Annotated in this window: 25 protein-coding genes and 1 riboswitch; of the genes, 5 read left to right on the forward strand and 20 right to left on the reverse strand. The window is 62.1% G+C overall.

Features of this window, described 5'->3' with window-relative positions:
- Positions 1-2 precede the first annotated feature (2 nt).
- The 14 genes from AC07VV_RS12015 to cobO are packed head-to-tail and all read right to left on the reverse strand — an operon-like array spanning position 3 to position 11,250.
- Positions 3-563, reverse strand: a complete 561-nt coding sequence (locus AC07VV_RS12015) for a glutathione peroxidase (protein ID WP_495036339.1) — start codon at positions 561-563, stop codon at positions 3-5.
- A gap of 53 nt (positions 564-616) precedes the next feature.
- Positions 617-742, reverse strand: coding sequence for a hypothetical protein (locus AC07VV_RS12020; protein WP_279612927.1), 126 nt, complete (start codon positions 740-742; stop codon positions 617-619).
- Positions 739-1,947, reverse strand: coding sequence for an MFS transporter (locus AC07VV_RS12025; RefSeq protein WP_495036340.1), 1,209 nt, complete (start codon positions 1,945-1,947; stop codon positions 739-741). Before AC07VV_RS12025 ends, AC07VV_RS12020 begins: the two co-directional genes overlap by 4 nt.
- Before the next feature lie 54 nt (positions 1,948-2,001).
- Positions 2,002-2,406, reverse strand: coding sequence for a MarR family winged helix-turn-helix transcriptional regulator (locus AC07VV_RS12030; protein ID WP_007950413.1), 405 nt, complete (start codon positions 2,404-2,406; stop codon positions 2,002-2,004).
- A gap of 56 nt (positions 2,407-2,462) precedes the next feature.
- Positions 2,463-3,194 (reverse strand): adenosylcobinamide-GDP ribazoletransferase, encoded by a 732-nt coding sequence (locus tag AC07VV_RS12035; RefSeq protein ID WP_495036341.1) that lies wholly within the window; start codon positions 3,192-3,194, stop codon positions 2,463-2,465.
- 1 nt (position 3,195) lies between these two features.
- Positions 3,196-3,771, reverse strand: a complete 576-nt coding sequence (gene cobC / locus AC07VV_RS12040; protein WP_495036342.1) for an alpha-ribazole phosphatase family protein — start codon at positions 3,769-3,771, stop codon at positions 3,196-3,198.
- Complete coding sequence (gene cobT / locus AC07VV_RS12045; protein WP_495036343.1) at positions 3,768-4,823, reverse strand: nicotinate-nucleotide--dimethylbenzimidazole phosphoribosyltransferase; 1,056 nt, start codon at positions 4,821-4,823, stop codon at positions 3,768-3,770. The genes cobC and cobT overlap by 4 nt, the downstream gene beginning before the upstream one ends.
- Positions 4,820-5,341 carry a bifunctional adenosylcobinamide kinase/adenosylcobinamide-phosphate guanylyltransferase gene (gene cobU, locus AC07VV_RS12050; RefSeq protein WP_495036344.1) on the reverse strand — a complete coding sequence of 174 codons (522 nt, stop codon included), beginning with the start codon at positions 5,339-5,341 and terminating at the stop codon, positions 4,820-4,822. The genes cobT and cobU overlap by 4 nt, the downstream gene beginning before the upstream one ends.
- Complete coding sequence (locus AC07VV_RS12055) at positions 5,329-6,795, reverse strand: cobyric acid synthase (protein ID WP_495036345.1); 1,467 nt, start codon at positions 6,793-6,795, stop codon at positions 5,329-5,331. The genes cobU and AC07VV_RS12055 overlap by 13 nt, the downstream gene beginning before the upstream one ends.
- On the reverse strand, positions 6,792-7,802 hold the full coding sequence (gene cobD / locus AC07VV_RS12060) for a threonine-phosphate decarboxylase CobD (RefSeq protein WP_495036346.1): 1,011 nt from the start codon (positions 7,800-7,802) through the stop codon (positions 6,792-6,794). The genes AC07VV_RS12055 and cobD overlap by 4 nt, the downstream gene beginning before the upstream one ends.
- Positions 7,795-8,703 (reverse strand): adenosylcobinamide-phosphate synthase CbiB, encoded by a 909-nt coding sequence (gene cbiB, locus AC07VV_RS12065; RefSeq protein WP_102620381.1) that lies wholly within the window; start codon positions 8,701-8,703, stop codon positions 7,795-7,797. Before cbiB ends, cobD begins: the two co-directional genes overlap by 8 nt.
- Positions 8,700-9,350, reverse strand: coding sequence for a 5,6-dimethylbenzimidazole synthase (bluB, locus tag AC07VV_RS12070; protein WP_102620380.1), 651 nt, complete (start codon positions 9,348-9,350; stop codon positions 8,700-8,702). Before bluB ends, cbiB begins: the two co-directional genes overlap by 4 nt.
- Positions 9,347-10,642, reverse strand: a complete 1,296-nt coding sequence (locus tag AC07VV_RS12075) for a cobyrinic acid a,c-diamide synthase CobB (protein WP_495036347.1) — start codon at positions 10,640-10,642, stop codon at positions 9,347-9,349. Before AC07VV_RS12075 ends, bluB begins: the two co-directional genes overlap by 4 nt.
- On the reverse strand, positions 10,639-11,250 hold the full coding sequence (gene cobO / locus AC07VV_RS12080) for a cob(I)yrinic acid a,c-diamide adenosyltransferase (protein WP_007950401.1): 612 nt from the start codon (positions 11,248-11,250) through the stop codon (positions 10,639-10,641). The genes AC07VV_RS12075 and cobO overlap by 4 nt, the downstream gene beginning before the upstream one ends.
- Positions 11,251-11,331: 81 nt before the next feature.
- Positions 11,332-11,557, reverse strand: a riboswitch (cobalamin riboswitch).
- A gap of 166 nt (positions 11,558-11,723) precedes the next feature.
- Here cobO and AC07VV_RS12085 point away from each other — a divergent pair.
- Positions 11,724-12,308: a hypothetical protein gene (locus AC07VV_RS12085; protein ID WP_085710581.1), complete on the forward strand. Its 585-nt coding sequence runs from the start codon at positions 11,724-11,726 to the stop codon at positions 12,306-12,308.
- Positions 12,309-12,374: 66 nt separating this feature from the next.
- Positions 12,375-13,688, forward strand: coding sequence for a PQQ-dependent sugar dehydrogenase (locus tag AC07VV_RS12090; RefSeq protein WP_495036348.1), 1,314 nt, complete (start codon positions 12,375-12,377; stop codon positions 13,686-13,688).
- Positions 13,689-13,758: 70 nt separating this feature from the next.
- Here the strand turns inward: AC07VV_RS12090 and AC07VV_RS12095 are convergent, their stop codons facing one another.
- From AC07VV_RS12095 to AC07VV_RS12115, 5 genes are all read right to left on the reverse strand, one after another.
- Complete coding sequence (locus AC07VV_RS12095) at positions 13,759-14,295, reverse strand: C40 family peptidase (protein ID WP_096822989.1); 537 nt, start codon at positions 14,293-14,295, stop codon at positions 13,759-13,761.
- A gap of 218 nt (positions 14,296-14,513) precedes the next feature.
- A complete protein-coding gene (locus AC07VV_RS12100; RefSeq protein WP_096822988.1) occupies positions 14,514-15,131 on the reverse strand; it encodes a C40 family peptidase in 618 nt (205 codons plus the stop codon).
- Between the two features lie 214 nt (positions 15,132-15,345).
- Complete coding sequence (gene hda / locus AC07VV_RS12105) at positions 15,346-16,050, reverse strand: DnaA regulatory inactivator Hda (RefSeq protein WP_025111852.1); 705 nt, start codon at positions 16,048-16,050, stop codon at positions 15,346-15,348.
- A 219-nt stretch (positions 16,051-16,269) separates the two neighbouring features.
- Positions 16,270-17,343: an AI-2E family transporter gene (locus AC07VV_RS12110; RefSeq protein WP_096822987.1), complete on the reverse strand. Its 1,074-nt coding sequence runs from the start codon at positions 17,341-17,343 to the stop codon at positions 16,270-16,272.
- 35 nt (positions 17,344-17,378) lie between these two features.
- Positions 17,379-18,434, reverse strand: a complete 1,056-nt coding sequence (locus AC07VV_RS12115; RefSeq protein WP_495036349.1) for a DUF2066 domain-containing protein — start codon at positions 18,432-18,434, stop codon at positions 17,379-17,381.
- Between the two features lie 375 nt (positions 18,435-18,809).
- On the opposite strand from AC07VV_RS12115, the gene purM reads away from it, so the two are divergent.
- From purM to AC07VV_RS12130, 3 genes are read left to right on the forward strand one after another with little or no spacing between them, the layout of a single operon-like run.
- Entirely contained in the window at positions 18,810-19,868 is a 1,059-nt protein-coding gene (gene purM / locus AC07VV_RS12120; RefSeq protein ID WP_027614051.1) for a phosphoribosylformylglycinamidine cyclo-ligase, read from the forward strand.
- Positions 19,868-20,518: a phosphoribosylglycinamide formyltransferase gene (gene purN / locus AC07VV_RS12125; protein WP_273537039.1), complete on the forward strand. Its 651-nt coding sequence runs from the start codon at positions 19,868-19,870 to the stop codon at positions 20,516-20,518. Before purM ends, purN begins: the two co-directional genes overlap by 1 nt.
- Before the next feature lie 8 nt (positions 20,519-20,526).
- Entirely contained in the window at positions 20,527-21,240 is a 714-nt protein-coding gene (locus tag AC07VV_RS12130) for a DUF3108 domain-containing protein (protein WP_249484189.1), read from the forward strand.
- Between the two features lie 53 nt (positions 21,241-21,293).
- On the opposite strand, the gene AC07VV_RS12135 is transcribed toward AC07VV_RS12130, so the two are convergent.
- Positions 21,294-22,919 (reverse strand): methyl-accepting chemotaxis protein, encoded by a 1,626-nt coding sequence (locus AC07VV_RS12135; RefSeq protein ID WP_096822983.1) that lies wholly within the window; start codon positions 22,917-22,919, stop codon positions 21,294-21,296.
- Positions 22,920-23,212: the final 293 nt, after the last annotated feature.

A 23,212-nucleotide genomic window follows, 5' to 3' on the forward strand; every position in this document is an offset into this window, starting at 1 on the left:
GATCAGGGCTTCAGGGGCTTCGACGCGATGGCTTTCTCGATGGCCGCCAAAAACTCCGGATCGTCAGGCTTGGTCAGGCTGGAGAAATTGGCGATCACTTTGCCCTGGCGATCAACCACGTATTTGTAGAAATTCCACTTCGGCGCGCTGCTTTGCGCGGCCAGCACCTGGAACAGGTGGGTGGCACCGTCACCGCGGACTTTCTGCGGCTCGGTCATGGTGAACGTCACACCGTAGTTGGCGTAGCAGACCTTGGCGGTTTCGGCGCTGTCCTTGGACTCCTGCTTGAAGTCATTGGACGGTACGCCAAGCATCTCCAGCCCTTGCGCCTTGTAACGCTGATTGAGCGCTTCGAGGCCTTCGAACTGCGGGGCGAAACCACAGAAGCTGGCGGTGTTGATCACCACCAGCGGTTTGTCGGCGTAGTGCTGGCACAGGTCGATGGATTCCTTGGCCCGCAACTTGGGCAACGAGCCTTGCAGCAGCTCCGGACAGTCCGCGGCCTGGGCCAGTCCGGTCAACGCCATCAGCAACGCGGGAAAAGCACACCAGCGCTTGAGCATGTCGGGCTTCCTTGATGCATTCGTCAGAACCCGACGTTACTCGCCCTCAAAGCCTACAAGCAAGCGCCCATGCCCAACTGCATCAGCGCCAGGCCGCCCTGGTGCCAGCCCCACCACACCAGTGCCAGCAACGCGGCACCGACTGCGATGGCCAGCATTCGAGGCCAGTAGCCGTTCATGCAGCGCTCGCGTGGGCTTGCAGACGCGCGACCGGACGCTCACGCACCGGCCAGTTCAGCGCGGCCGCCAACAGGCTCAAGAGAATCGCCACCTGCCAGATCAAGTCATAACTCCCGGTTCGGTCATACACCACCCCGCCCAGCCAGCCGCCAAGGAAAGAGCCGAGCTGATGGAACAGGAATACGATCCCACCGAGCATGGACAGGTTTCGTACGCCAAACAAGGTCGCCACCGTACCGTTGGTCAACGGCACGGTCGACAGCCACAGGAAGCCCATCGCCATGCCGAACAGATACGCCGTGGTCGTCGTCACCGGCAGCCACAGGAACAGCCCGATCACCACCGCTCGCAGCAGGTATAAACCGGTCAGCAGGCGAGGCTTGGACATGCGCCCGCCCAGCCAGCCGGCGGTGTAGGTGCCGAAGATGTTGAACAACCCGATCAACGCCAGCACGGTAGTGCCGACGGTGGCCGGCAGATGCTGATCGACCAGATAGGCCGGCAGGTGCACGCCGATGAACACCACCTGGAAACCGCAAACGAAGAAGCCGAACGCCAGCAGCCAGAACCCGGAGTGCGAGCAGGCCTCGCGCAGGGCTTCAGACAGGGTTTGTTCGTGCCCTAGCACCGGCAGCGGCTTGTCCTTGAGCATGCTCACCAGCGGCACGATCAGCGCCACCAGCAAACCCAGCACCAGCAACGCGGCAGACCAGCCCAGCCAGCCGATCAGCCCGAGGGTGCCGGGCAGCATGGCGAACTGGCCAAAGGAACCGGCGGCGCTGGCAATGCCCATGCCCATGCTGCGCTTCTCCGGCGGCACGGCGCGGCCGACGACGCCGAGGATCACCGAGAACGACGTGCCGGACAGGCCGATACCGATCAGCAAACCGGCGCTCAGGGACAGGCCCAACGCTGTTTCCGACAGCCCCATGAACACCAGCCCCAAGGCGTAGAGCACGCCGCCGATCAGCACCACTTTCGCTGCGCCAAAACGGTCAGCCAGTGCGCCAGTGAACGGTTGCGCCAGACCCCAGATCAGGTTCTGCAAGGCAATGGCGAAGGCGAACACTTCACGCCCCCAGCCGAACTGGGCGCTCATCGGCGACAGGAACAATCCGAAGCCGTGCCGCACGCCCAATGACAACGCCAGAATCAGCGCACTTCCCAGCAACACCCAACCGCATGTACGCCACATCGAACTCATTGTTATTCTCCAGTCGCGGGTATATACCCGCTTAGATTCGGAAAAAACCGGCCCTCAGGCCAGTTCATCCAATAGCCGCAGCAAGGTTTCACGCTTCTCGGCACCCAGCCGGTCAATCAACCGCTGTTGCGCCGCTTCCCAGGCCGGCAGGGCCGCTGCCAGGCGTTGTGCGCCGGTTTCGGTGAGCCGGACGATGCGGTTGCGCATGTCCTCGCCTTCGGCCAGCGCCACGAGACCTTCGCCTTCCAGCACCCGCAGATTGCGCCCCAGGGTGCTGCGATCCAGACCCATGGCCTCGGCCAGTTCGGAAATGCTCGGTTGATCCAGACGCTGCAGGTTGCACAGCAGAGAATACTGGGCAACGTTGATCCCGAAGCCGTCGAGAGCGCCGTCGTAATGCCTGCTGACGCCACGCGCGGCGCGACGCAGGTTGGTGCACAAACACTGAGAAGGAAGCATGATGCGTGTATATACCCGCGACTGTGTTAAATCAAGTTACAGATCAAAGTTACTTATCAAAACAAGGCCAGCCCGACCAGCACTGACATCTCCAGCAATTCCAGCAGTGCGCCGGCCGTATCGCCCGTAGTTCCACCCAGTCGCCGCACCATCAAATGCCGCAGCCAGATGAATACGACGACCGACAGCAGCAGCGCCACAATAGCGTTGAAACCCGCGATTACTACACACGTCAGCGCACTGCCCAGCAGAACCCACCACCCGGTCTTGCGTGGCAGATGATCCGCCAGCGCCTGCCCCAACCCGCCGGCCCGCACATAGGTTGTCGTGAGGAACAGTCCGAGCAGTGCCGCCCGCCCAAGTAGCGGCACAATGATCAACGCCAGGCCTTGTTGTTGCTCGATCAACGCCAGCAACGCGGCGAACTTGAGCAGCAACACAAGCACCAGCGTCACCACCGCGATCGGTCCGCTGCGTGGATCCTTCATGATCGTCAGCGTACGCTCGCGATCACCGAAACCGCCGAGCCACGCATCGGCGCTGTCCGCCAATCCATCAAGGTGCAGCGCACCGCTGAGCAACACCCACACCGTCAGCAACAAAGCGGCATGCAATAGCAAGGGCGCGCCGGCCAACGCAATGTTCAGCGCCCAGAGAATCACGCCGAACAGCAGTCCCACCAGCGGATAGAACAGCAGCGAGCGGCCGAGTTCTTCGGGCGCCGGCATGCCCGGCAGACGAATCGGCAGGCTGCTGAGAAATTGCAGGGCGATCCACAGGGGCAACATGTCAGCACACTTCCTTGAGCGAACCATCAGCCTCGACGATCAAGGAAAACAACGCGCCATGACCGACTTCGACATTGAGCAATTGCTCACGGGGCAAACCACGGGCGCGAGCCAGCAACAGACGCATGACGCCGCCATGACTGACCAGCAACACCCGCTCTCCCGCATGAGCCGCGCGCAAGCGCATGACCGCCGCCAGCACTCGCGCGGAGAAATCGCTGACCGGCTCTCCCTGCGGCGGGGTAAACCCATACGGATCAGCCCAGAACAGCCCAAGCGCTTCGGCATCGGTTTCCATCAACGCCGCCGCACTCTGCCCTTCCCAGGCACCGAAATGCAGCTCTTGCAGATCCTTGTCCAGAGACACCGACAGATCCCGTTGCGCGCCCAACTCTTCAGCGAATCGCGCACAACGCTGCAACGGTGAACTGACCAGCCGATCCCACGGCCCCTGCCCGATCACCGTCTCGCGCATCTGCGCCCAGCCCTTTTCGGTCAGCGCATCGTCGAGACTGCCGCGCAGGCCGCCGCCGAGTTCGGTTTCACCGTGGCGCAGCAGGTCCAGACGCAAGGTCATGCCGGGCGATCCGCTACCGCGGCTTCGGCGAAGGTCGCCATCTGCCCGTGCAGATCGCAGGCCAGACGCAGCAACGGCACCGCCAGCGCCGCGCCACTGCCCTCGCCCAGACGCAGGCCCAGTTCAAGAAGCGGTTCAGCGCCCAGGGTTTCCAGCACATGACGATGACCCGGCTCGGCACCGCGATGCCCGAACAGCAGCCATTCACGGCAGGCCGGATTCAGCCGCACCGCCACCAATGCCGCAACCGTGCAGATGAAACCGTCCACCAGCACCGCCACGCCTTCCTGAGCACACGCCAGATACGCGCCCACCAATGCTGCAATCTCAAATCCGCCGAGATTGAACAGGGTCTGCAATGCATCGCCGCGTTGCGCCGCGTGCAGCGCCAGCGCCCGCTCGATCACCTGCGCCTTGTGGCTGACGCCTTCGGCATTCAACCCGGTGCCGGGACCGGTCAAGTGTACGACCGGGCAATCGAGCAGCGCACAGGCCAGCGCGCTGGCGGCGGTGGTGTTGCCGATGCCCATTTCACCGCCGATGAACAGTTGCGCACCCGCCGCCTTCGCGCGCAGCACGCTGTCGCGGCCGGCCTGCAAGGCCAGTTCGCCCTGGGCCGACGTCATCGCCGGGCCCTTGGCGAAATTCGCCGTGCCCGGGCCGATGTTCAGGTGACGCACGCCCGGTAGATTCAGCGACGGGGTCACGGTGCCCAGATCCACCACTTCCAGTTGCGCACTCAGTTGCCGCGCCAGCACGCTGATCGCCGCGCCGCCGCTGACGAAGTTCAGCAGCATCTGCCCGGTGACTTCCTGCGGGAACGCGGAAACGCCTTCGGCCACAACGCCGTGGTCACCAGCAAAAATCGCTATCCAGACCTGTTCGAGTTTCGGGTTGATCTGGCCCTGCAATCCGGCCAGTTGCACCGCCACCGATTCGAGCTGCCCGAGGGAGCCGGCGGGTTTGGTCAATTGCTGCTGACGCGCCGCCGCGTTTTCAACGGCGTCCGTATCCACCGGTTTGCACGGGTTCAGCCACCAGGCTTGGGTCATAACGCAGGTCCTTTCAGAGTCAGGGGCAGGCCGGCAACCGTCAGGACGACTCGCTGACAACGCTCGGCCAGAGCTTGATGCAGCCAACCGGCTTCATCGACGTAGCGGCGAGTCAATTCGCCCAGCGGCACGACACCCATTCCGGTCTCGTTGCTGACAAAAATGATTTCACCCGGCAGCGACGCCAGGCATTCGAGCAGGGCTTCGCGTTCGGCAGCGAGGCGTTCGGCGTCTTCGAGCATCAGCAGATTGGTCAGCCACAGCGTCATGCAGTCCACCAGCAGGCAGCGCTCGGCGCTGGCGGTTTCGCGCAGGACCCGGGCCAGCTCGAGCGGCTCTTCGATCAACGCCCATTCGGCGGGACGACGGGCGCGGTGATGAGCGACGCGTTCATTCATCTCGCCATCCAGCGGCTGACTGGTGGCGATGTACGTCACGGCCAGCGCGCTGTCAGTGGCGAGTTTTTCAGCCAGGCGACTTTTGCCGGAGCGGGCGCCGCCGAGGATCAGTTGGAGCATGGGGACATTCCACAGAGTTCACGTAACAGCCCGGTATCCAGATGCTTCTCCACCAGATCCGCCAGCCGCTCGATGTCGCGTTCGCGCAGGCCGTGGTAATCCACTTCCTGCACATCGTTCAAACCGGCCCAGCGCAACAGCGCCGCACTTGCCGCCGGCGACTCGAACAGGCCGTGCAGGTAGGTGCCGAAAATCTGTCCATCGAGACTTTGCGCGCCGTCGCAGCGACCGTCGTCCAGATGAACAGCGGCGTTTTCCAGCGCAGCTCCCGTCGTCACACCGGCATGAATTTCATAACCGCTGACCTCGGCATCTTCCAGCACCAGACGTCCGCGCACATTGCGCAACTGTTTCTCGGCTTCGAGCTGTGTTTCAAACGCCAGCAAGCCCAGACCGGCGCTGGAACCCGGCGCGCCTTCAAGGCCCAGCGGATCGTGCACCTGCTCGCCAAGCATTTGCAGACCGCCGCAGATTCCCAGCAGCTTGCCGCCGTAACGCAGATGTCGGCTGATGGCGGATTCCCAGCCATTGGCGCGCAGATACGCCAGGTCGCTGCGCACGCTTTTCGAGCCCGGCAGGATGATCAGATCAGCCGGCGGAATCGCTTGCCCCGGGCCGATGAATTGCAGATCCACCTGCGGATGCAGCCGCAGTGGATCGAAATCGGTGTGGTTGCTGATGCGCGGCAGCACCGGCACCACCACTTTCAAGACTTGCTCGGCCTTGTCGGTCTGGCGCTGGTCGATGCCGTCCTCGGCCTCCAGATGCAGGTCCATCACGTACGGCAGCACGCCCACCACCGGTTTGCCAGTGCGTTGTTCCAGCCAGTCGAGGCCCGGTTGCAGCAAGGCGATGTCACCGCGAAAACGGTTGATGATGAAGCCTTTGACCCTTGCCTGTTCGCTCGGCGACAGCAGTTCCAGCGTGCCGACCAGATGGGCAAACACGCCGCCACGGTTGATGTCGGCAATCAGCAACACCGGGCAATCCACCGCTTCGGCGAAGCCCATGTTGGCGATATCACCGGCACGCAGGTTGATCTCTGCCGGCGAACCCGCGCCCTCGACCATCACCAGCGGATACGCGGCACTCAAGCGTTCATGGGAAGCGAGAACCGCCTGCATGGCGATGGCTTTGTAGTCGTGATAGGCGACGGCGTTCATGCTGGTGACCGCGCGACCGTGGATGATGACCTGGGCGCCGGTGTCGCTGTTGGGCTTGAGCAGCACCGGGTTCATGTCGGTGTGCGGCTCAAGGTGAGCCGCTTGCGCCTGCACCGCTTGTGCCCGGCCGATCTCGCCGCCGTCAGCAGTCACCGCGCTGTTGAGCGCCATGTTCTGCGGTTTGAATGGCACCACGGCAACGCGCTGGCGGGTTGCCCAGCGGCACAGCGCCGTCACCAGCGTGCTTTTGCCGGCGTCGGAGGTGGTGCCCTGCACCATTAATGTGGTCATGCTGGTTGGTTTTCCATAGAGCGGTCCAGGGCGAAGGCTTGCAGGGCTTGCTCAAGGCGCGCTTCATCGGCGGCGTTGGCGGGCAGGCCGAAACGCAGACTGCTGTTGTGCACGAAGAGGCGCAGGAGAATGCCGCGGCGGGCCATGAATTCGTGCATCGCGGCGGCGTGCTCAGTGATCAGCCACTGAAACAGCGCACAACCACCCTGAGGTTTGAAGCCGTAACGTTCGAGCAGAGCAGCCAGCCGTTCACTGACCTCGTCGCTGCGAATCCGCTGGCGGGTATGACCTTCGGTGTCTTGCAGGCAGGCTTGACCCAGCACGCGAGTCGGCCCGCTGACGGCCCAAGGGCCGACCTGTTCGGCCAGCAACCTGAGCAGTTTGCGTTCGGCGAGCACGAATCCCAGCCGCACACCGGCCAGGCCGAAAAACTTGCCGAACGAACGCAACACGATCAGTCCGACCTGATGCGCATGCGGAGCCAGGCTCAACTGCGGCGTGTTGTCCATGAACGCTTCGTCGACCACCAGCCAGCCACCGCGCTGGGCCAGCCGCGCATGCCAGTCGAGCAAGCGCGCCGGGGTCAGGCTCAGGCCCGTGGGATTGTTCGGATTGACCACCACCAGCACGTCGAGGCTGTCGAGGAAGAAATCGACTTCCTGCTCCAGCACCTCGCGCACGATGTAACCACTGCGCCGCCAGGCTTCGGCATGCTCGGCATAACACGGCGACAACACGCCGACCTTGCCAGCGCGACGCAATCGCGGCAGCAACTGAATGGCCATCTGCGAACCGGCCACCGGCAGCACTTGCGCGGCGCCGTAGTAGTCGCACGCCGCCTGCTCCAGACCGTCATCGGTTTCCGGCAAACGCGCCCAGGCCCGCAGCGGAATGTCCGGAACCGGAAACGGCCACGGCGCCAGGCCGGTGGACAGGTCGAGCCAGTCTTCTTCCGCGATGCCGTATTCGAGCGCCGCCCTGCGCAGCCGGCCACCGTGCTCAAGCATAGAATTCAGCCCCCACGCAGAGAATCAGCAGCCATAACCATACCCCGCGCTGGACCAATTGCCAGCCACGATCGATGGAATCGGCGTCGGCTGGCGTGCCTTCGCCCAGTTGCGGACGCTCGTGCAGCTCGCCGTGATAGATCGCCGGCCCGCCCAACTCGACACCCAGCGCACCTGCGCCGGCGGCCATCACTGGACCTGCGTTCGGGCTGTCCCATTTCGGCGCCTGCGTTCTCCAGCATTTCAGTGCGAGTCGGGTCTTGCCCAGCAGCGCGTAGGTCAACGCCACCAGCCGCGCAGGAATGTAGTTGAGGACGTCGTCGATCTTCGCCGCCGCCCAGCCGAAACGCTCGAAACGCTCGTTGCGATAGCCCCACATCGCGTCGAGCGTGTTGCTCAGGCGATAGAGCACCACGCCCGGCGCACCGGCCACGGCAAACCAGAACAGTGCGGCGAACACTGCATCGCTGCCGTTCTCCAGCACCGATTCAGTGGCGGCGCGGGCGACAGCGGTGCTGTCCAGTTCGCTGGTCTGACGGCTGACCAGATACCCCACGCGCTTGCGCGCCTCTTCCAGATCATCGCTGCGCAGGGCCTTGGCCACCGGCTCGACGTGCTCGCCGAGGCTGCGCATGCCGAGGGCGCAATACAGCGCGAGAATCTCGACCACCCAGCCTACATACGGCGCCCAGGACAATGCCGTGGCGAGCAGGGTCAGCGGCAGCACTGCAATCACCCACGCGGTGACGCCATGGCTGCGCCAGCCGCGACCGCCGCTATTGAAACGTTGCTCGATGCGCCCGGCGAAATTGCCGAACGCCACCAGCGGATGCCAGCGTTTCGGTTCACCCAGCAGCGCGTCCAGCGCAACCGCGGCGACACTCAACAACGCCACACTCATTGACTCACTCCCCAGAAATTTTCATACAGCAGCTCATTGAGCGGACGCGCCTGCGCCCACCCTTCGAGTACCAGCATCGGCGCCGGATAGAATTCCTTGACCGGCCCCAGACAAAGAACCGCCAGCGGCTTGGCCCCGGCCGGCAGTTTCAGCAGATCGGCCAGCGCCTGCGGTTCGAACAGCGACACCCAGCCCATGCCCAGGCCTTCGGCGCGCGCCGCCAGCCACAGGTTCTGGATCGCGCAAGACAATGAGGCCATGTCCATTTCCGGCAGCGTGCGACGGCCGAAAATGTGTCGCTCGCGATCGTCCATCAAGGCTGCGACCAACACTTCGGCACAGTCATTGATGCCTTCGACCTTGAGCTTCATGAACTCGTCGCTGCGCTCGCCGAGGGCTTCGGCGGTGCGTACGCGCTCTTCTTCAACAAGGTTCTGGATCTGGCCACGCAGCGCGCGGTCGCTGATGCGGATGAAGCGCCACGGCTGCATCAGGCCGACGCTCGGTGCCTGATGTGCGGCTTCAAGCAATCGGCGAAGCAATTCAGGCTCGACCGTGCCGCCGCTGAAGTGGCGCATGTCGCGACGTTCGGCGATGGCGCGATAGACCGCTTCGCGCTCGGTTTCAGTGAAGGCGTTGTCGGTCATGGTACCAACAGTGTGGCAATCGCCGACGGATTCGACGGGAAGTAAAAATGCACGTACGAGGCAGTCATCCGCCCTTCCCGATACACCGCTTCGGCGCCACGCCCGCCATTGGGGCTGTGGCCGCGGGCGATGGGGGTCAGTTCGGTGGTGGTCAGGGAATGGTGATAAGTGTGGCCGCGCAGCAAGCCTTCCGGCAGTTCGACGGATTGCAGGGCCAGCGCTGCCAGACGCTTCTGCATCACCGCATCACCCTTGAGCAAACCGACCAGTCCGGCGCGGGTGCCTTCGACATCGGTCAACGAATCGAGCAAATACAACATGCCACCACATTCGGCGAGCAACGGTTTGCCGGCGGCGTGATGCGCGCGGATCGCGTCGAGCATGGAGGCGTTCTGCGACAAGGCAACGTGATGCAATTCCGGATAACCGCCGGGCAGGTACAAGCTGTCGGCCTCGGGCAATTGCGTATCGCGGATCGGCGAGAAGAAGCTCAACTCCGCGCCCATCGCCCGCAACAGATCAAGACTGGCGCCATAGGTGAAGGCAAACGCCTCGTCCCGGGCGACGGCAATTCGCACGCCTTCGAGCAGTCTTTCGGTCTTCACGATTTCAGGCGCGGCGAATTCGACGGCCGGTGGCAGCGCTACCTCGCAGGTGCTGGCCAGCGCTTCGGCGGCGGCGTCGAGGCGCACGTCGAGATCATTGAGTTCGCTGGCCTGCACCAGACCGAGATGGCGGCTTGGCAGTTCGATCCCGGTTTCCCGGGACAACGCGCCGTACCAGCGCAGGCCTTCGGTGAGACTGCCTTCCAGCAATTGCGCATGGCGTACCGTGCCGACGCGGTTGGCCAGCACGCCGGCAAACGGCAGGTCCGGCTGATAGCGCGCCAGACCCAGGGCCAGCGCACCAAACGTCTGAGCCATGGCCGTGCCATCGATCACGCCGAGTACCGGCACGCCGAAATGCCGCGCCAGATCGGCGCTCGACGGCGTGCCGTCGAACAAGCCCATCACGCCTTCGATCAGGATCAGATCGGCTTCAGCGGCGGCTTCCCACAGCAGTCGACGACTTTCCTGCTCGCCGACCATCCACATATCCAGTTGATAGACCGGCGCACCGCTGGCGCGCTCTAGGATCATCGGGTCAAGAAAGTCCGGGCCGCACTTGAACACGCGGACCTTGCGCCCCTGATTGCGGTGCAGACGGGCCAGCGCGGCGGTGACGGTGGTCTTGCCCTGGCCGGAGGCCGGCGCGGCGATCAGTACCGCCGGGCAGTGACGTGGTTGATTCAAAGTTCGACGCCTTTCTGCGCTTTGATACCGGCCTGGAAGGCGTGTTTGATCATGCCCATTTCGGTGACGGTGTCGCCCATCTCGATCATTTCCGGCTTGGCAGCGCGGCCGGTGACGATCACATGCTGCATCGGCGGACGGGCCTGCAGATCGCTGAGCACCTGATCCAGATCGAGGTAACCGTGCTTGAGGGCGATGTTCAGCTCATCGAGCACCACCAGGCCGATCGACGGATCACGCAGCAGCTCACGGGAGACTTCCCAGGCAGCCTCGGCAGCGGCGATGTCGCGCTGGCGGTCCTGGGTTTCCCAGGTGAAACCTTCGCCCATCACATGAAAACGTACCTGCTCGGGGAAGCGGCGGAAGAACAGCTCCTCCCCGGTGCTGTTGCGGCCCTTGATGAACTGCACCACGCCGCACTGCATGCCGTGGCCCATGGCGCGGGCGAGCATGCCGAACGCCGAGCTGCTTTTGCCTTTGCCATTGCCGGTCAGCACCAGCACCAGGCCGCATTCGTCTGGCGAATTGGCGATGCGCTCGTCGATCACGGCTTTTTTGCGCTGCATGCGCGCCAGATGGCGCTCGTCGCGTTCGGGGGAATCAGTCATGGGGGAGCTCTCCGTTGAGGCTGGATAACGGCGGGCAGGCACAAGAATAGAAGGCAACAAGCCTGGCATCGCCCACCGTGATGCCGCTGGATGGATCAGGCCGGTCTCCGGGCTCATGAGCGGCCTTGGCCTGGCTGCGCGCCTTCCCGCTTTGCAGCAGTGGCATCGGACGCAGCTTTTACTCATTTACCGTTGCGGGGGCAGCGCCGGGATCGTGAGGATTCTTCGCTTGAAGACCCGCCTCACCGGCTTCCCTGTTTCACTCTGTCGACAGCGGTCACAGAGCACCTGAAACAAGCCGCGAAGGTTAGAGGGTTGGGGGGGGAGCGTCAAATGAAGAGGCCCCCTGAAAGCGAATAACTGCCGTCGATCAATTATCTGACGCCAATCTTGTGCCACACTGTCAGCAGTGATATCAAAGAGCCATGTTTTTTGACTGCAGAGAGCACATCACAATAACAAGGGAGAGCACCATGCAAGGCATGATCATCAGCAATCCGCGGCTGGAATTCCTGCGCCCGGTGCTGGAACGCTGGTTTGACTGTATCGACCGCTACAACGCCGTGCGCGGCGACAACGACACGCCGTACTGGCATGACGAAAAAGCCAACCTCGGCCTATTGTCCGCCGCCGCGTGGATGGCCGAACTGGTCACCCTGCGCGATACCGCCACCCGCAAGCAGAACGAGGAAGGCGAACGCAACGCCCGCGCCGACCTGTTCCTGGCCGGCGCCGAAGATCGCGCGTACATCCAGGCGACGCAACGCTGGCCGCGCGTCAACAGCCTGAATCTGACCCAGGCCCTGGCCGATATCACCAGCGACGCCAAGCGCATCAGCTACGCCAGCGATCTCAAGCTCGGCTGCCTGTTCGTCGCCCCACAGAAAGCCCAGCACAGCGCCAGCCCCGAGGAACTGCAGGACATGGTCGACGACCTGCAAAAGGAACACACCTGCGCCGTCGCCTGGTATTTCCCCTACGCCTATCGCAAATTGCGCAGCGAGGCCGGCAACTACCACCCCGGCATTGCCGTGCTGTTCAAGGAAGCTCGCGGCTGAGGGGTGGAACCATCGGGCTCGCGCACTTCTCTATGATTAGGAATGCATTCATAGGGAAGATCAGTAATGCGCAAGCCCCACCTCGTTTTCGTCATCGCACTCGCCGGAGGGCTCACCGCCTGTGGTGAATCCTCCAGCCTGCAAGTCTCGGACGGCACCGGCCCGTCCCCCAAACTGCCCGAGCCGAACAAGACCCTGATCCCGACGGTGAACATCGCCCCGGCGATCGGCTGGCCGGCCGGCGCAAAACCGACGCCAGCGACGGGCACTCAAGTGGCGGCGTTTGCCGAGAATCTCGATCACCCGCGCTGGCTCTACGTACTGCCCAACGGCGATGTCCTGGTGGCAGAAACCAATGCCCCGCCAAAACCGGACGACGGCAAAGGCATACGTGGCTGGGTGATGAAAAAAGTCATGGGTCGCGCCGGCGCCGGGGTTCCCAGCCCGAATCGCATCACCCTGTTGCGCGACGCTGATCACGATGGCGTGGCCGAAACCCGCACGGTATTTCTACAAAATCTGAATTCTCCGTTCGGTATGACCCTGGTCGGCAACGATCTGTACGTCGCCGACACCGACCGTTTGCTGCGTTTTCACTACGAACCCGGCGCAACCGAGATCAAGAACCAGCCGATCAAGGTCGTGGATCTGCCGGGTGGCCCGCTCAACCATCACTGGACCAAGAACGTCATCGCCAGCAAGGACGGCAGCAAGCTGTACGTCACCGTCGGCTCGAACAGTAACGTCGGCGAGAACGGCCTGGATCAGGAAGAAGGTCGGGCGGCAATCTGGGAAGTGGACCGCGCGACCGGCGACCATCGGATTTTCGCCTCGGGCATTCGCAATCCCAACGGTCTGGCCTGGGAACCCAAAAGCGGCGCGCTGTGGACAGCGGTGAACGAACGGGACGAGATCGGCAGCGACCTGGTGCCGGACTTCATCACCTCGGTCAAGGACGGCGGCTTCTATGGCTGGCCGTTCAGCTATTACGGCCAGCATGTCGATGTGCGCGTCGAACCGCAGAACCCGGAGATGGTGGCCAAGGCCATCGCTCCGGACTACGCCGTCGGACCTCACACTGCCTCACTGGGGCTGACGTTCGCCGAGGGCAACGCGCTGCCAGCGCAATTCAAGGAAGGTGCATTCATCGGCCAGCACGGCTCGTGGAATCGCAAGCCGCACAGTGGCTACAAGGTGATCTTCGTCCCGTTTGCTGCCGGCAAGCCGAGCGGAACGCCGGTGGATGTGCTGACTGGCTTCCTCGATAAAGATGAAAACGCCTTGGGTCGCCCGGTCGGCGTGGTGATCGACCCGCAAGGTGGGTTGCTGGTGGCAGATGATGTGGGGAACAAGGTATGGCGAGTGTCAGCGGCCAAGTAGCCCGACCCTGAAACAAAAAAAACCTGTGGGAGCCAATGTGCTCCCACAGGTTTTTTATTGTTTCGGATGACTACGGGTTATGCGCCAGATGCTCCGGCTGCAGAACACGCTTGGCACTCAGGTAGGCCTTCTGCCAATACGCCTTCGACAGGCTGTCCAGCTTCACCGTGCCACCGGTGGCCGGTGCGTGAACGAAGCGCCCTTCCCCGACGTAAATCCCCGCATGGCTGACCTGAGAGCCGCCATTGGTGGCGAAGAAGATCAGGTCGCCGGTCTGCAACCCTTCCTTGCCGACATTCGGCGCCTGCATGACGATCAACTCGCGCGTCGAACGCGGCAGGCTGATGCCGGCGGCATCGCGGTAGACAAAACCGATCAGGCCACTGCAATCAAAGCCCGAGTCCGGCGTGTTGCCGCCCCAGCGATAAGGCGTGCCCACCAGCCCGAGCGCGCGGAACAGCACGTCTTCGGCAGCAGGAGAAAAGGCCTGGGAGGATCCGAACACAATCGGCGCGCGAACCACGGGGGCTGGCGGCGGAGTGCGACTGGCGCAAGCGCTGAGCAGCGCTGCGAAGAACATCAGGGCGAGGCGGGCCGGCATCGTCATAAGCAGAACATCCTGATCTGGCTGCGGCTTTTACTGCCGATTCGACAGAAAACAAAACCGCCTGCGTTGGGACGCAGGCGGTTTGCCATCAATATAGATCAGGATTCTAGCGGCTACGCGGCAAACTTCAAGTAAGACTTTAACTTCACCTTGTAAAGTTTAAGTCTATTGCCCCTGAAGGACCGCTTGTCGCCACGAGCGTGGCGACCAAGGCGTGATTACTTGCGAGCGGTAACCACGGTTGGAGCGTTCGCCAAAGCGCGTTTGGCTTCGATGAAGGTCTTGCTCCAGTAGCTGTCACCCAGGCTGTCGATGCGGACACCGCCACTGCGACGACTGCTGGAGTGGATGAACTGGTTGTCGCCCAGGTAGATCCCGGCGTGGCTTACACGACCGCGACGACCATTGGTGGCGAAGAACAGCAGATCACCCGGCTCAAGGTTGCTGCGCGATACCAGCGGAGCATCCACGTTGATCATTTCGCGGGTGGAGCGCGGCAGGTTCATGCCGGCTTCTTCGCGGAACAGATAGCCGATGAAACCGCTGCAATCGAACCCGGCTTCAGAGGTACCGCCGAAACGGTAACGGGTACCGATCAGGGACATGCCGCGTTCAAGAATACTGTCTGCCAGAACCGGAAGCTGATAAGGCTTCTTGCCGTTGAAAGCGGCGAGTTCTTTCTCGGTGTCCAGCTCTTCCTGGTAAATAACGGAAGACTGGGCGGTGGCAGAATTTTTAGCCTGTTGCTGCTCTTGATTAACAGGTGAATGAGCAGCGCAACCGAACAACAGGGTGACGAGTGCGAGAGGCACGAGGGGTGCGAAGCGCTTTAGCATGGGCACGACCGTGGCTGATAGTTGTAAAGAAGCCGAGACTATGCCCGCTATCAGCCTCATTTGCAAATTCAATCGATCTTTTTGTGACTTCTCGGTTTCTCGTTTACATCTAAGCGCTTAAGCCTATTTGAATCGAGACGCGGCCTGTGCAGTGCACAGGAAAGCGGATTTTCTGGCGCCTGAAATATGCCGAAACCCGCTGAAAGCCCCGGTTTTACCAGCCCAGGGTTTCTTTCAGGAAGGGAATGGTCAGCTTGCGCTGAGCCTGCAAAGAGGCCTGATCGAGCTGCTCGAGCAGGTCAAAAAGCGCGCTCATGCTGCGGGTCCCGCGAGTCAAAATAAAATGCCCGACTTCATCGGTCAGATGCAGACCGCGACGGGATGCACGCAATTGCAGGGCACGCAATTTGTCTTCATCGGAGAGAGGACGCATCTGAAAAATCAGCGCGAGGGTCAGGCGCGATTTCAAGTCCGCCAGTTTTACCGGCAATTCACGTGGCGAGGTTGAAGCGGCGATCAACAAGCGGCGACCGCTGTCGCGCAGACGGTTGAACAGGTGAAACATCGCCTCTTCCCAGTCGGGCTTGCCGGCGATCACCTGCAAATCGTCCAGACAGACCAGTTCGTACTGTTCGAGGTTGTCGAGGATTTCGATGCCGCGATCCATCAACTCGGCCAGCGGCAGGTACACCGCCGGCTCGCCCATCTGTTCGAAACGCAGGCACGCGGCCTGCAACAGATGCGTACGCCCTACCCCGTGTTTGCCCCACAGATAGATGAGGCTTTCGGTCCAGCCGGCGTCGGCTTCGCATAGACGCTCGACATAGCCGAGTGCAGCGGCATTGGCGCCTGGGTAGTAGTTGATGAAGGTGGCGTCGTCACGCAGACGCACACCTAGGGGCAGCTGAATCGGTTTCATGCTGACTGAACAGTTCCCAAGGAACCGTTAGTGGCCTCTGTGTAAAGTGTGCGAAGTTTATACCCGTGAAGCGGAGCGCACAATGCGACAGACCCCAAGCAAAATCAAAGGTTTGCGTTAACACGCTGGTTTTATGACAGTTTCTTTGGCGCACGAGTGCCAGCATTGCCTGCATGAGACGGGCCAACCCGGCAATCCACCGGGCGGCCCTCCCTCGCTTTACAGCTTCGGATCATCCACACCGCTATAAATGTCGGAGTCCTTGTACAAGTCATGGACGTGACGCACCAGCACCATGATCACCGCTGCCACCGGCAACGCCAGCAGCACACCGGTGAAGCCGAACAGCTCACCGCCGGCCAGGATCGCAAAGATCACCGCCACCGGATGCAGGCCGATTCGATCGCCCACCAGCAATGGCGTCAGCACCATGCCCTCCAATGCCTGACCGACCATGAACACCGCCACGATCCCGATCATCGGATACAGATCACCACCGAACTGGAACAGCCCGGCAATCAACGCCGCACCGATCCCGATCACAAACCCCATATAAGGCACGATGGCCGCCAGACCGGCAATCAGGCCGATCAACAGGCCCAGCTCCAGACCGACAATCATCAGGCCCGCCGCATAGATCACGCCCAACGCCAGCATCACCAGCAACTGGCCGCGCACGAAAGCGCCAAGCACCTCGTGACATTCGCCGGCCAACGCCACTACACGCTCTTCGCGGTCACGCGGCAACAGGCTGCGGATCTTGGCCATCATCACGTCCCAGTCGCGCAGCAAGTAGAAACTCACCACCGGGATCAGCACCAGATTCGCCAACCAGCCGATCAGCGCCAGACTTGAGGCCGTGGCCTGACTCAGCACCACACCGACGATGTCGGTGGTCTGGCCCATGTGTTCGGTGATCGCCGCCTTGACCTTGTCGAATTTCCAGAAGCCCTCGGACAGCCCCAGCTTCGACTGCGCCCACGGCAGCGCCGTGTGCTGCAGCCAGTCGAGCATCTGCGGTGCCAGCTCATAAAGGCGCAGCAACTGTTTGGCGAGCATCGGCACCAGCACCAGAAGCAACGTGGTGACGATCAGGGTGAACAAGGCGAACACCGCAATCACGCCCCAGGTACGGGACAAGCCAAGTCGCTCAAGACGATCCACCAAAGGGTCGAACAGATAAGCGAGCAACAGCGCCACCAGAAACGGCGTGAGGATCGGATGCAGCAACCAGACAAACGCGCAAAGCAGGAGCACCCCACCGAGCCAGAACCAACGCCGCGTATCGGCCATGTAACACTCCATTGCTTCTATATATGAAAGAAAATCTACCAGCGAAACCGCAACGACGGCGCCGCAGGTGCCGGTGCAGGCGCAACGACAGGCGCACCACCCGGCACTGCGGGCTGCGGAGCCACCGGAGCCGGCGCCTCGGCCGGCATTTCCTGCAATTTCGCCAGCGACAACTGCGCCCGCAACTGATCGGCACTGCCGTTCACCCGATACACAATGCGATCGGCATCGACACTCTGCAGACGCACACCAAAGGGTTCGAGCATCCGCAGCAACGTCGCGTAATGCTCCAGATTCATGCCCTGCACTTCCAGAGTCTGCTGACCCGAAGCGCCCGGCTTGGCGACAAAACGAGGCGCCAGACGCTCGGCGACCGCCAGCATCACAGCATCGGCGACAGCGGCTTGATCTGCCCTTTGCACGCTGCCCGCTTCCTTTTGATCGCCCAGCCACAAATGCCATTTGGCTTGCCACTGGCCGCCTTCTTCGCGGGCATGCACGGCGAGCAAGGCATCAGCGCTATAGCGTTCCGAGGCTGCATGCAGCGGCGCGGGATCGGTGCCTTCAAGCGTCGGCGCGGTCGCGACCAGTTGCTCGCTCAGATCCGCCAGCGGCAGGCGCAACGGCAACCCTCGGTGCTGGGCGGCACGCCGCAACGGCGCGGCACTGGCCTGACCGTCACCCACCAGACTCGAGCCTTCGGCAGAATCATTCAGCCACCAGCTCAGGATCGACGGCCGGCTCGCCCCCCACAGCGCCAGCCCGGCACGGCGCAATGCCTGCTCGGTGGTGGCCGGATCGAAATCGACCTTCAACACTTCAGGCGGCCCGGCATCGAAGCCGAACTGACTGATGATCTGCTGCGGGTCCTTGCGAATCGGAGCCAGCCCGGGGTTCTGCGGCGCCTTCGGGTCGCCGGTGAGGCGCAGCACCAGCGTGTCGAGCGCGGACTGAGTGGCGCGATCACGCTCCTCCGGCGACTGGCCGTTGACCGGTTCGCGCACCTGATAAAGACCTTTGACGTTTTCGGCCTGGCTCGCCAGGCTGACCAGAGACAAGCAACCCACTAACAGCAATTTACACAAACGCATGGAGAATTCCCGTCGACAAGAGCGGCTGGAACAGGCCGCGTGAACCGGATTGAGCAAGCCTGTGACCACTGGCCGTTGCAAAACATTCACACGCTGGCGATAAGTTTTTGCACAGTCCTAACGATAGACGGTTCCTTATACAGGCACCCGTGATGTCACCCGAAGCATCAATTGCAAAATTTTTCGGCCGATATGCCCCTGCCCGTCGGCGTGAGGATGGCCGCTGCCCCTCAAGCCTGATAAAATCGCGCGCCTTCGCAGACCGGCAACAGCCGGGCACATCGATTTCGCGTGAGGCAATCGCCTCTGTCGTTTTCGGCGTTCCCGCTGGACTCGGTCGTTACCCCTGAATCCCCTCCCCTAAAGGCCTGGATCATGAGCAAGCAACCCTCCCTGAGCTACAAGGACGCCGGTGTAGACATCGACGCCGGTGAAGCATTGGTCGAACGCATCAAGAGCGTCGCCAAGCGCACTGCGCGCCCGGAAGTCATGGGCGGCCTGGGCGGTTTCGGCGCCCTCTGCGAAATCCCGGCCGGCTACAAACAGCCCGTGCTGGTTTCCGGCACCGACGGCGTCGGCACCAAGCTGCGCCTGGCGCTGAACCTGAACAAGCACGACAGCATCGGCCAGGATCTGGTCGCCATGTGCGTCAACGATCTGGTGGTCTGCGGCGCCGAACCACTGTTCTTCCTCGACTACTACGCCACCGGCAAGCTGAACGTTGACGTTGCCGCCACCGTCGTTACCGGTATCGGCGCAGGCTGCGAACTGGCTGGCTGCTCCCTGGTTGGCGGCGAAACCGCTGAAATGCCTGGGATGTACGAAGGCGAAGACTACGACCTGGCCGGCTTCTGCGTCGGCGTCGTGGAAAAAGCGGAAATCATCGACGGCTCGAAAGTCGCTACCGGTGACGCCCTGATCGCCCTGCCATCGTCCGGCCCGCACTCCAACGGCTACTCGCTGATCCGCAAGATCATCGAAGTGTCCGGTGCCGACATCGAAACCGTTCAGCTCGACGGCAAGCCGCTGACCGAACTGCTGATGGCCCCGACCCGCATCTACGTGAAGCCGCTGCTCAAGCTGATCAAAGACACCGGCGCCGTCAAAGCCATGGCCCACATCACCGGTGGCGGCCTGCTGGACAACATCCCGCGCGTTCTGCCAAAAGGCGCTCAAGCGGTGGTTGACGTGGCCAGCTGGACTCGCCCGGCCGTCTTCGACTGGCTGCAAGAGAAAGGCAACGTCGACGAAACCGAGATGCACCGCGTGCTGAACTGCGGCGTAGGCATGGTGATCTGCGTGGCTCAGGAGCACGTTGAAGTTGCCCTGAACACCCTGCGTGACGCCGGCGAGCAGCCTTGGGTCATCGGCCAGATCGCTGCTGCAGCCGAAGGCGCTGCACAGGTTGATCTGCAGAACCTTAAGGCTCATTAATGTCCGCAACCTGTGATGTCGTGGTGCTGTTGTCCGGCACCGGCAGTAACTTGCAGGCCCTGATCGACAGCACGCGGACCGGCGACAGCCCGGTCCGCATCGCTGCGGTGATTTCCAACCGCGCCGACGCCTACGGCCTGCAACGCGCCAGTGACGCGGGTATCGCCACCCGCTCGCTGGATCACAAGGGATTCGAAGGCCGCGAGGCCTTCGATGCCGCCCTGATCGAACTGATCGACGCCTTCAAGCCCAAACTCGTGGTACTGGCCGGGTTCATGCGCATTCTCAGCGCTGACTTCGTCCGTCATTACCAGGGTCGCCTGCTCAACATCCACCCGTCGCTGCTACCCAAATACAAAGGGTTACACACTCATCAGCGCGCGCTGGAGGCCGGCGACGCCGAACACGGCTGCTCCGTGCACTTCGTCACCGAGGAACTCGATGGCGGACCACTGGTCGTACAGGCAGTAATACCGGTAGAGTTGCACGATTCGCCGCAGAGTCTGGCGCAACGGGTTCACGTTCAGGAACACCTGATCTACCCGATGGCCGTACGCTGGTTTGCCGAAGGACGGCTGACCCTCGGCGAGCAAGGTGCTTTACTGGATGGCCAGTTACTTGGGGCCAGCGGTCACTTGATTCGAAACTAGGAGATTTTATGCGTCGCGCCCTGCTCTTCGCTTGCGCTCTGCTCGCCCTGCCATTCGCCCAGGCGGCAGACCTTCAACCGTTCTCCGCCAGCTACACCGCCGACTGGAAACAGTTGCCCATGAGCGGCACTGCCGAACGCAGCCTGACCAAGGAAGCCAACGGCGTCTGGAAGCTCACCTTCAAGGCTTCGATGATGATCGCCAGCCTGTCCGAAGAAAGCACCCTGACCCTGGACAAGGACACCCTGCTCCCGCAGTCCTACCACTTCGAACGTGGTGGCCTGGGCAAAGCGAAAAAGGCTGACCTGGACTTCGACTGGACCACCAAGATGGTCACCGGCACCGATCGCGGCGACGCGGTGAAAGTCCCGTTGAACCGTGGCATGGTCGACAAATCCACTTACCAGCTGGCGCTGCAGCATGACGTCGCTGCTGGCAAGAAGACCATGAGCTATCAAGTGGTCGACGGCGGCGAAGTCGATACTTATGACTTCCGCGTCCTGGGCTCCGAGAAAGTCGAGACCAAGGCCGGCAAGATCGACGCCATCAAGGTCGAGCGCGTGCGCGACCCGACACAAAGCAAGCGCACCACCGTGATGTGGTTCGCCAAGGACTGGGATTACTTGCTGGTCCGCCTGCAACAGGTCGAGACCGACGGCAAGGAGTACAACATCATGCTCCTGGACGGCACGGTCAACGGCAAGACGGTCAAAGGCAGCTGATTCAACGAAAAGCCCCGCAATTGCGGGGCTTTTTTTCGCCTGTCATTCAGTGATCAAACCGAGAACTTCGCCACCATATTGTTCAGATCCACCGCCAGCCGCGACAACTCCTGGCTCGCCGCACTGGTCTGATTCGCCCCGGCCGAGGTCTGCATCGCCAGATCGCGGATATTCATCAGATTGCGATCCACTTCCCGCGCCACGGCAGCCTGCTCTTCCGACGCACTGGCGATCACCAGATTACGCTCGTTGATCAAGGTGAACGCCGAAGCGATTTCCTCCAGCGCAACGCCAGCAGCTTTCGCCAGATCCAGCGTCGAGCGCGCGCGGACATTGCTTTGCTGCATCGAACTGACCGCCGAATCGGTGCCCTGCTGGATACCGCCGATCATCTGTTCGATTTCCTGAGTCGATTGCTGGGTGCGATGGGCCAACGCCCGGACTTCGTCGGCCACCACCGCGAAACCACGCCCGGCATCGCCGGCACGGGCCGCTTCAATCGCCGCGTTCAACGCCAGGAGATTGGTCTGCTCGGCAATCGAGCGGATCACCTCCAGCACTTTGCTGATGCTGTAGACCTTCTGCGCCAGATCCTCGACCTGCGTGGCATTGGCAGTGACATCGTCCGCCAGCAACTCGATGGACGACACGGTCTGCTGCACTTGCTCACGGCCATGCTGGGCGATGCGGTCCGACTCACGCGACGCCTCGGAGGTCGCCACGGCGTTGCTGGCGACTTCCTCCACCGCAGCGGTCATCTGATTCACTGCCGTTGCAGCCTGCTCGATCTCCAGGCTCTGCTGATGCAGCCCTCGCGTGGCATCTTCCGTGACGCAGCTCAGCTCTTCCGAGGCCGAGGCCAATTGACTGGAAGACTCCGAGATCTGCCGGATGGTGTCGCGCAGGCTGTGCTGCATACTTTTGAGCGCATGCAGCAGCCGCGCCGGCTCATCCTTGCCGATGATGCTGATATCGCCGGTCAGATCGCCACCAGCCACCACTTCGGCAACCCCCAGCGATTGCGAAAGCGGCACCACGATGCTGCGGGTCAGCAGCAGCGCCAGGCCAATGGTGATCAGCGCAGTGATGCCGATCATTACCCCGACCCAGACCCGCGAATTGATGAACACCAGCCGCGCCGCCTCTGTGGCGAGGTTGGCGTTGTGCTTGTTCAGCTCCACCAGCTCTTTAAGGGTGACTGCAATATCGTCGGCCAGCGGGCTCATCTGCGCATTGAGAATGCTCGCCGCCTCTTCCACCCGGTTCTGGGCCGACAGCGCCATCACCTGGGCCTGAAGCTCCAGATACTTGTGTTCAGCCACCTTGAACCGATCGAACAGCGCCCGCTCTTCGGGCAACACGATCAATACGTCGTAACGCTGCTGGGCTTCGCTCAGCACTCCGCGCAGCTCGTTGAGCTTGGCGACATTCTGATCGAGCGCCTGAGGATCGCGATTGAGCAGCAGGCGCATGGTCAGGGCGCGCAGGCGCAACATGTCCTGACTCATTTCGCCCACCGCCATCACGCTCGGCAACCAGTTGTTGTCGACCTCATCGGACTGAGCGCGCATGTTCGACATTTGCAGCAAGGCGAATGCGCCAAGGCCGAACACCATCAGCGCCAACAGGCCGAAGCCCAGCCCCGCACGGGGGGCAATATTGAGACTACGGATACTCATTGCTCTGGTTCCTTCCAAAAGCGCTGCATCAACCCTGCAGCTGGCTGCTTTAGAAGGTATCGGCCCGGCGAAAATTTGCGTAAGACCAAAACGTGATATCAAAAGGCCTTAATACTTCGAACCCTTGGCATTAACGATTCAGCGTCGATTGGCCGGACTTGAACGCCGTTCGCTGCAAGATCACCGGGAAGTTATTGGAAAACCTTGAAACAACCCCGCAAGTGAAACACCGACACAAGTAATCTTCGAGTCAACGGCATAACCTGTCGCCCTGCCGCGCACCCGCAAGAAAG

The organism is Pseudomonas sp. GW821-FHT02C04 (assembly GCF_059421845.1).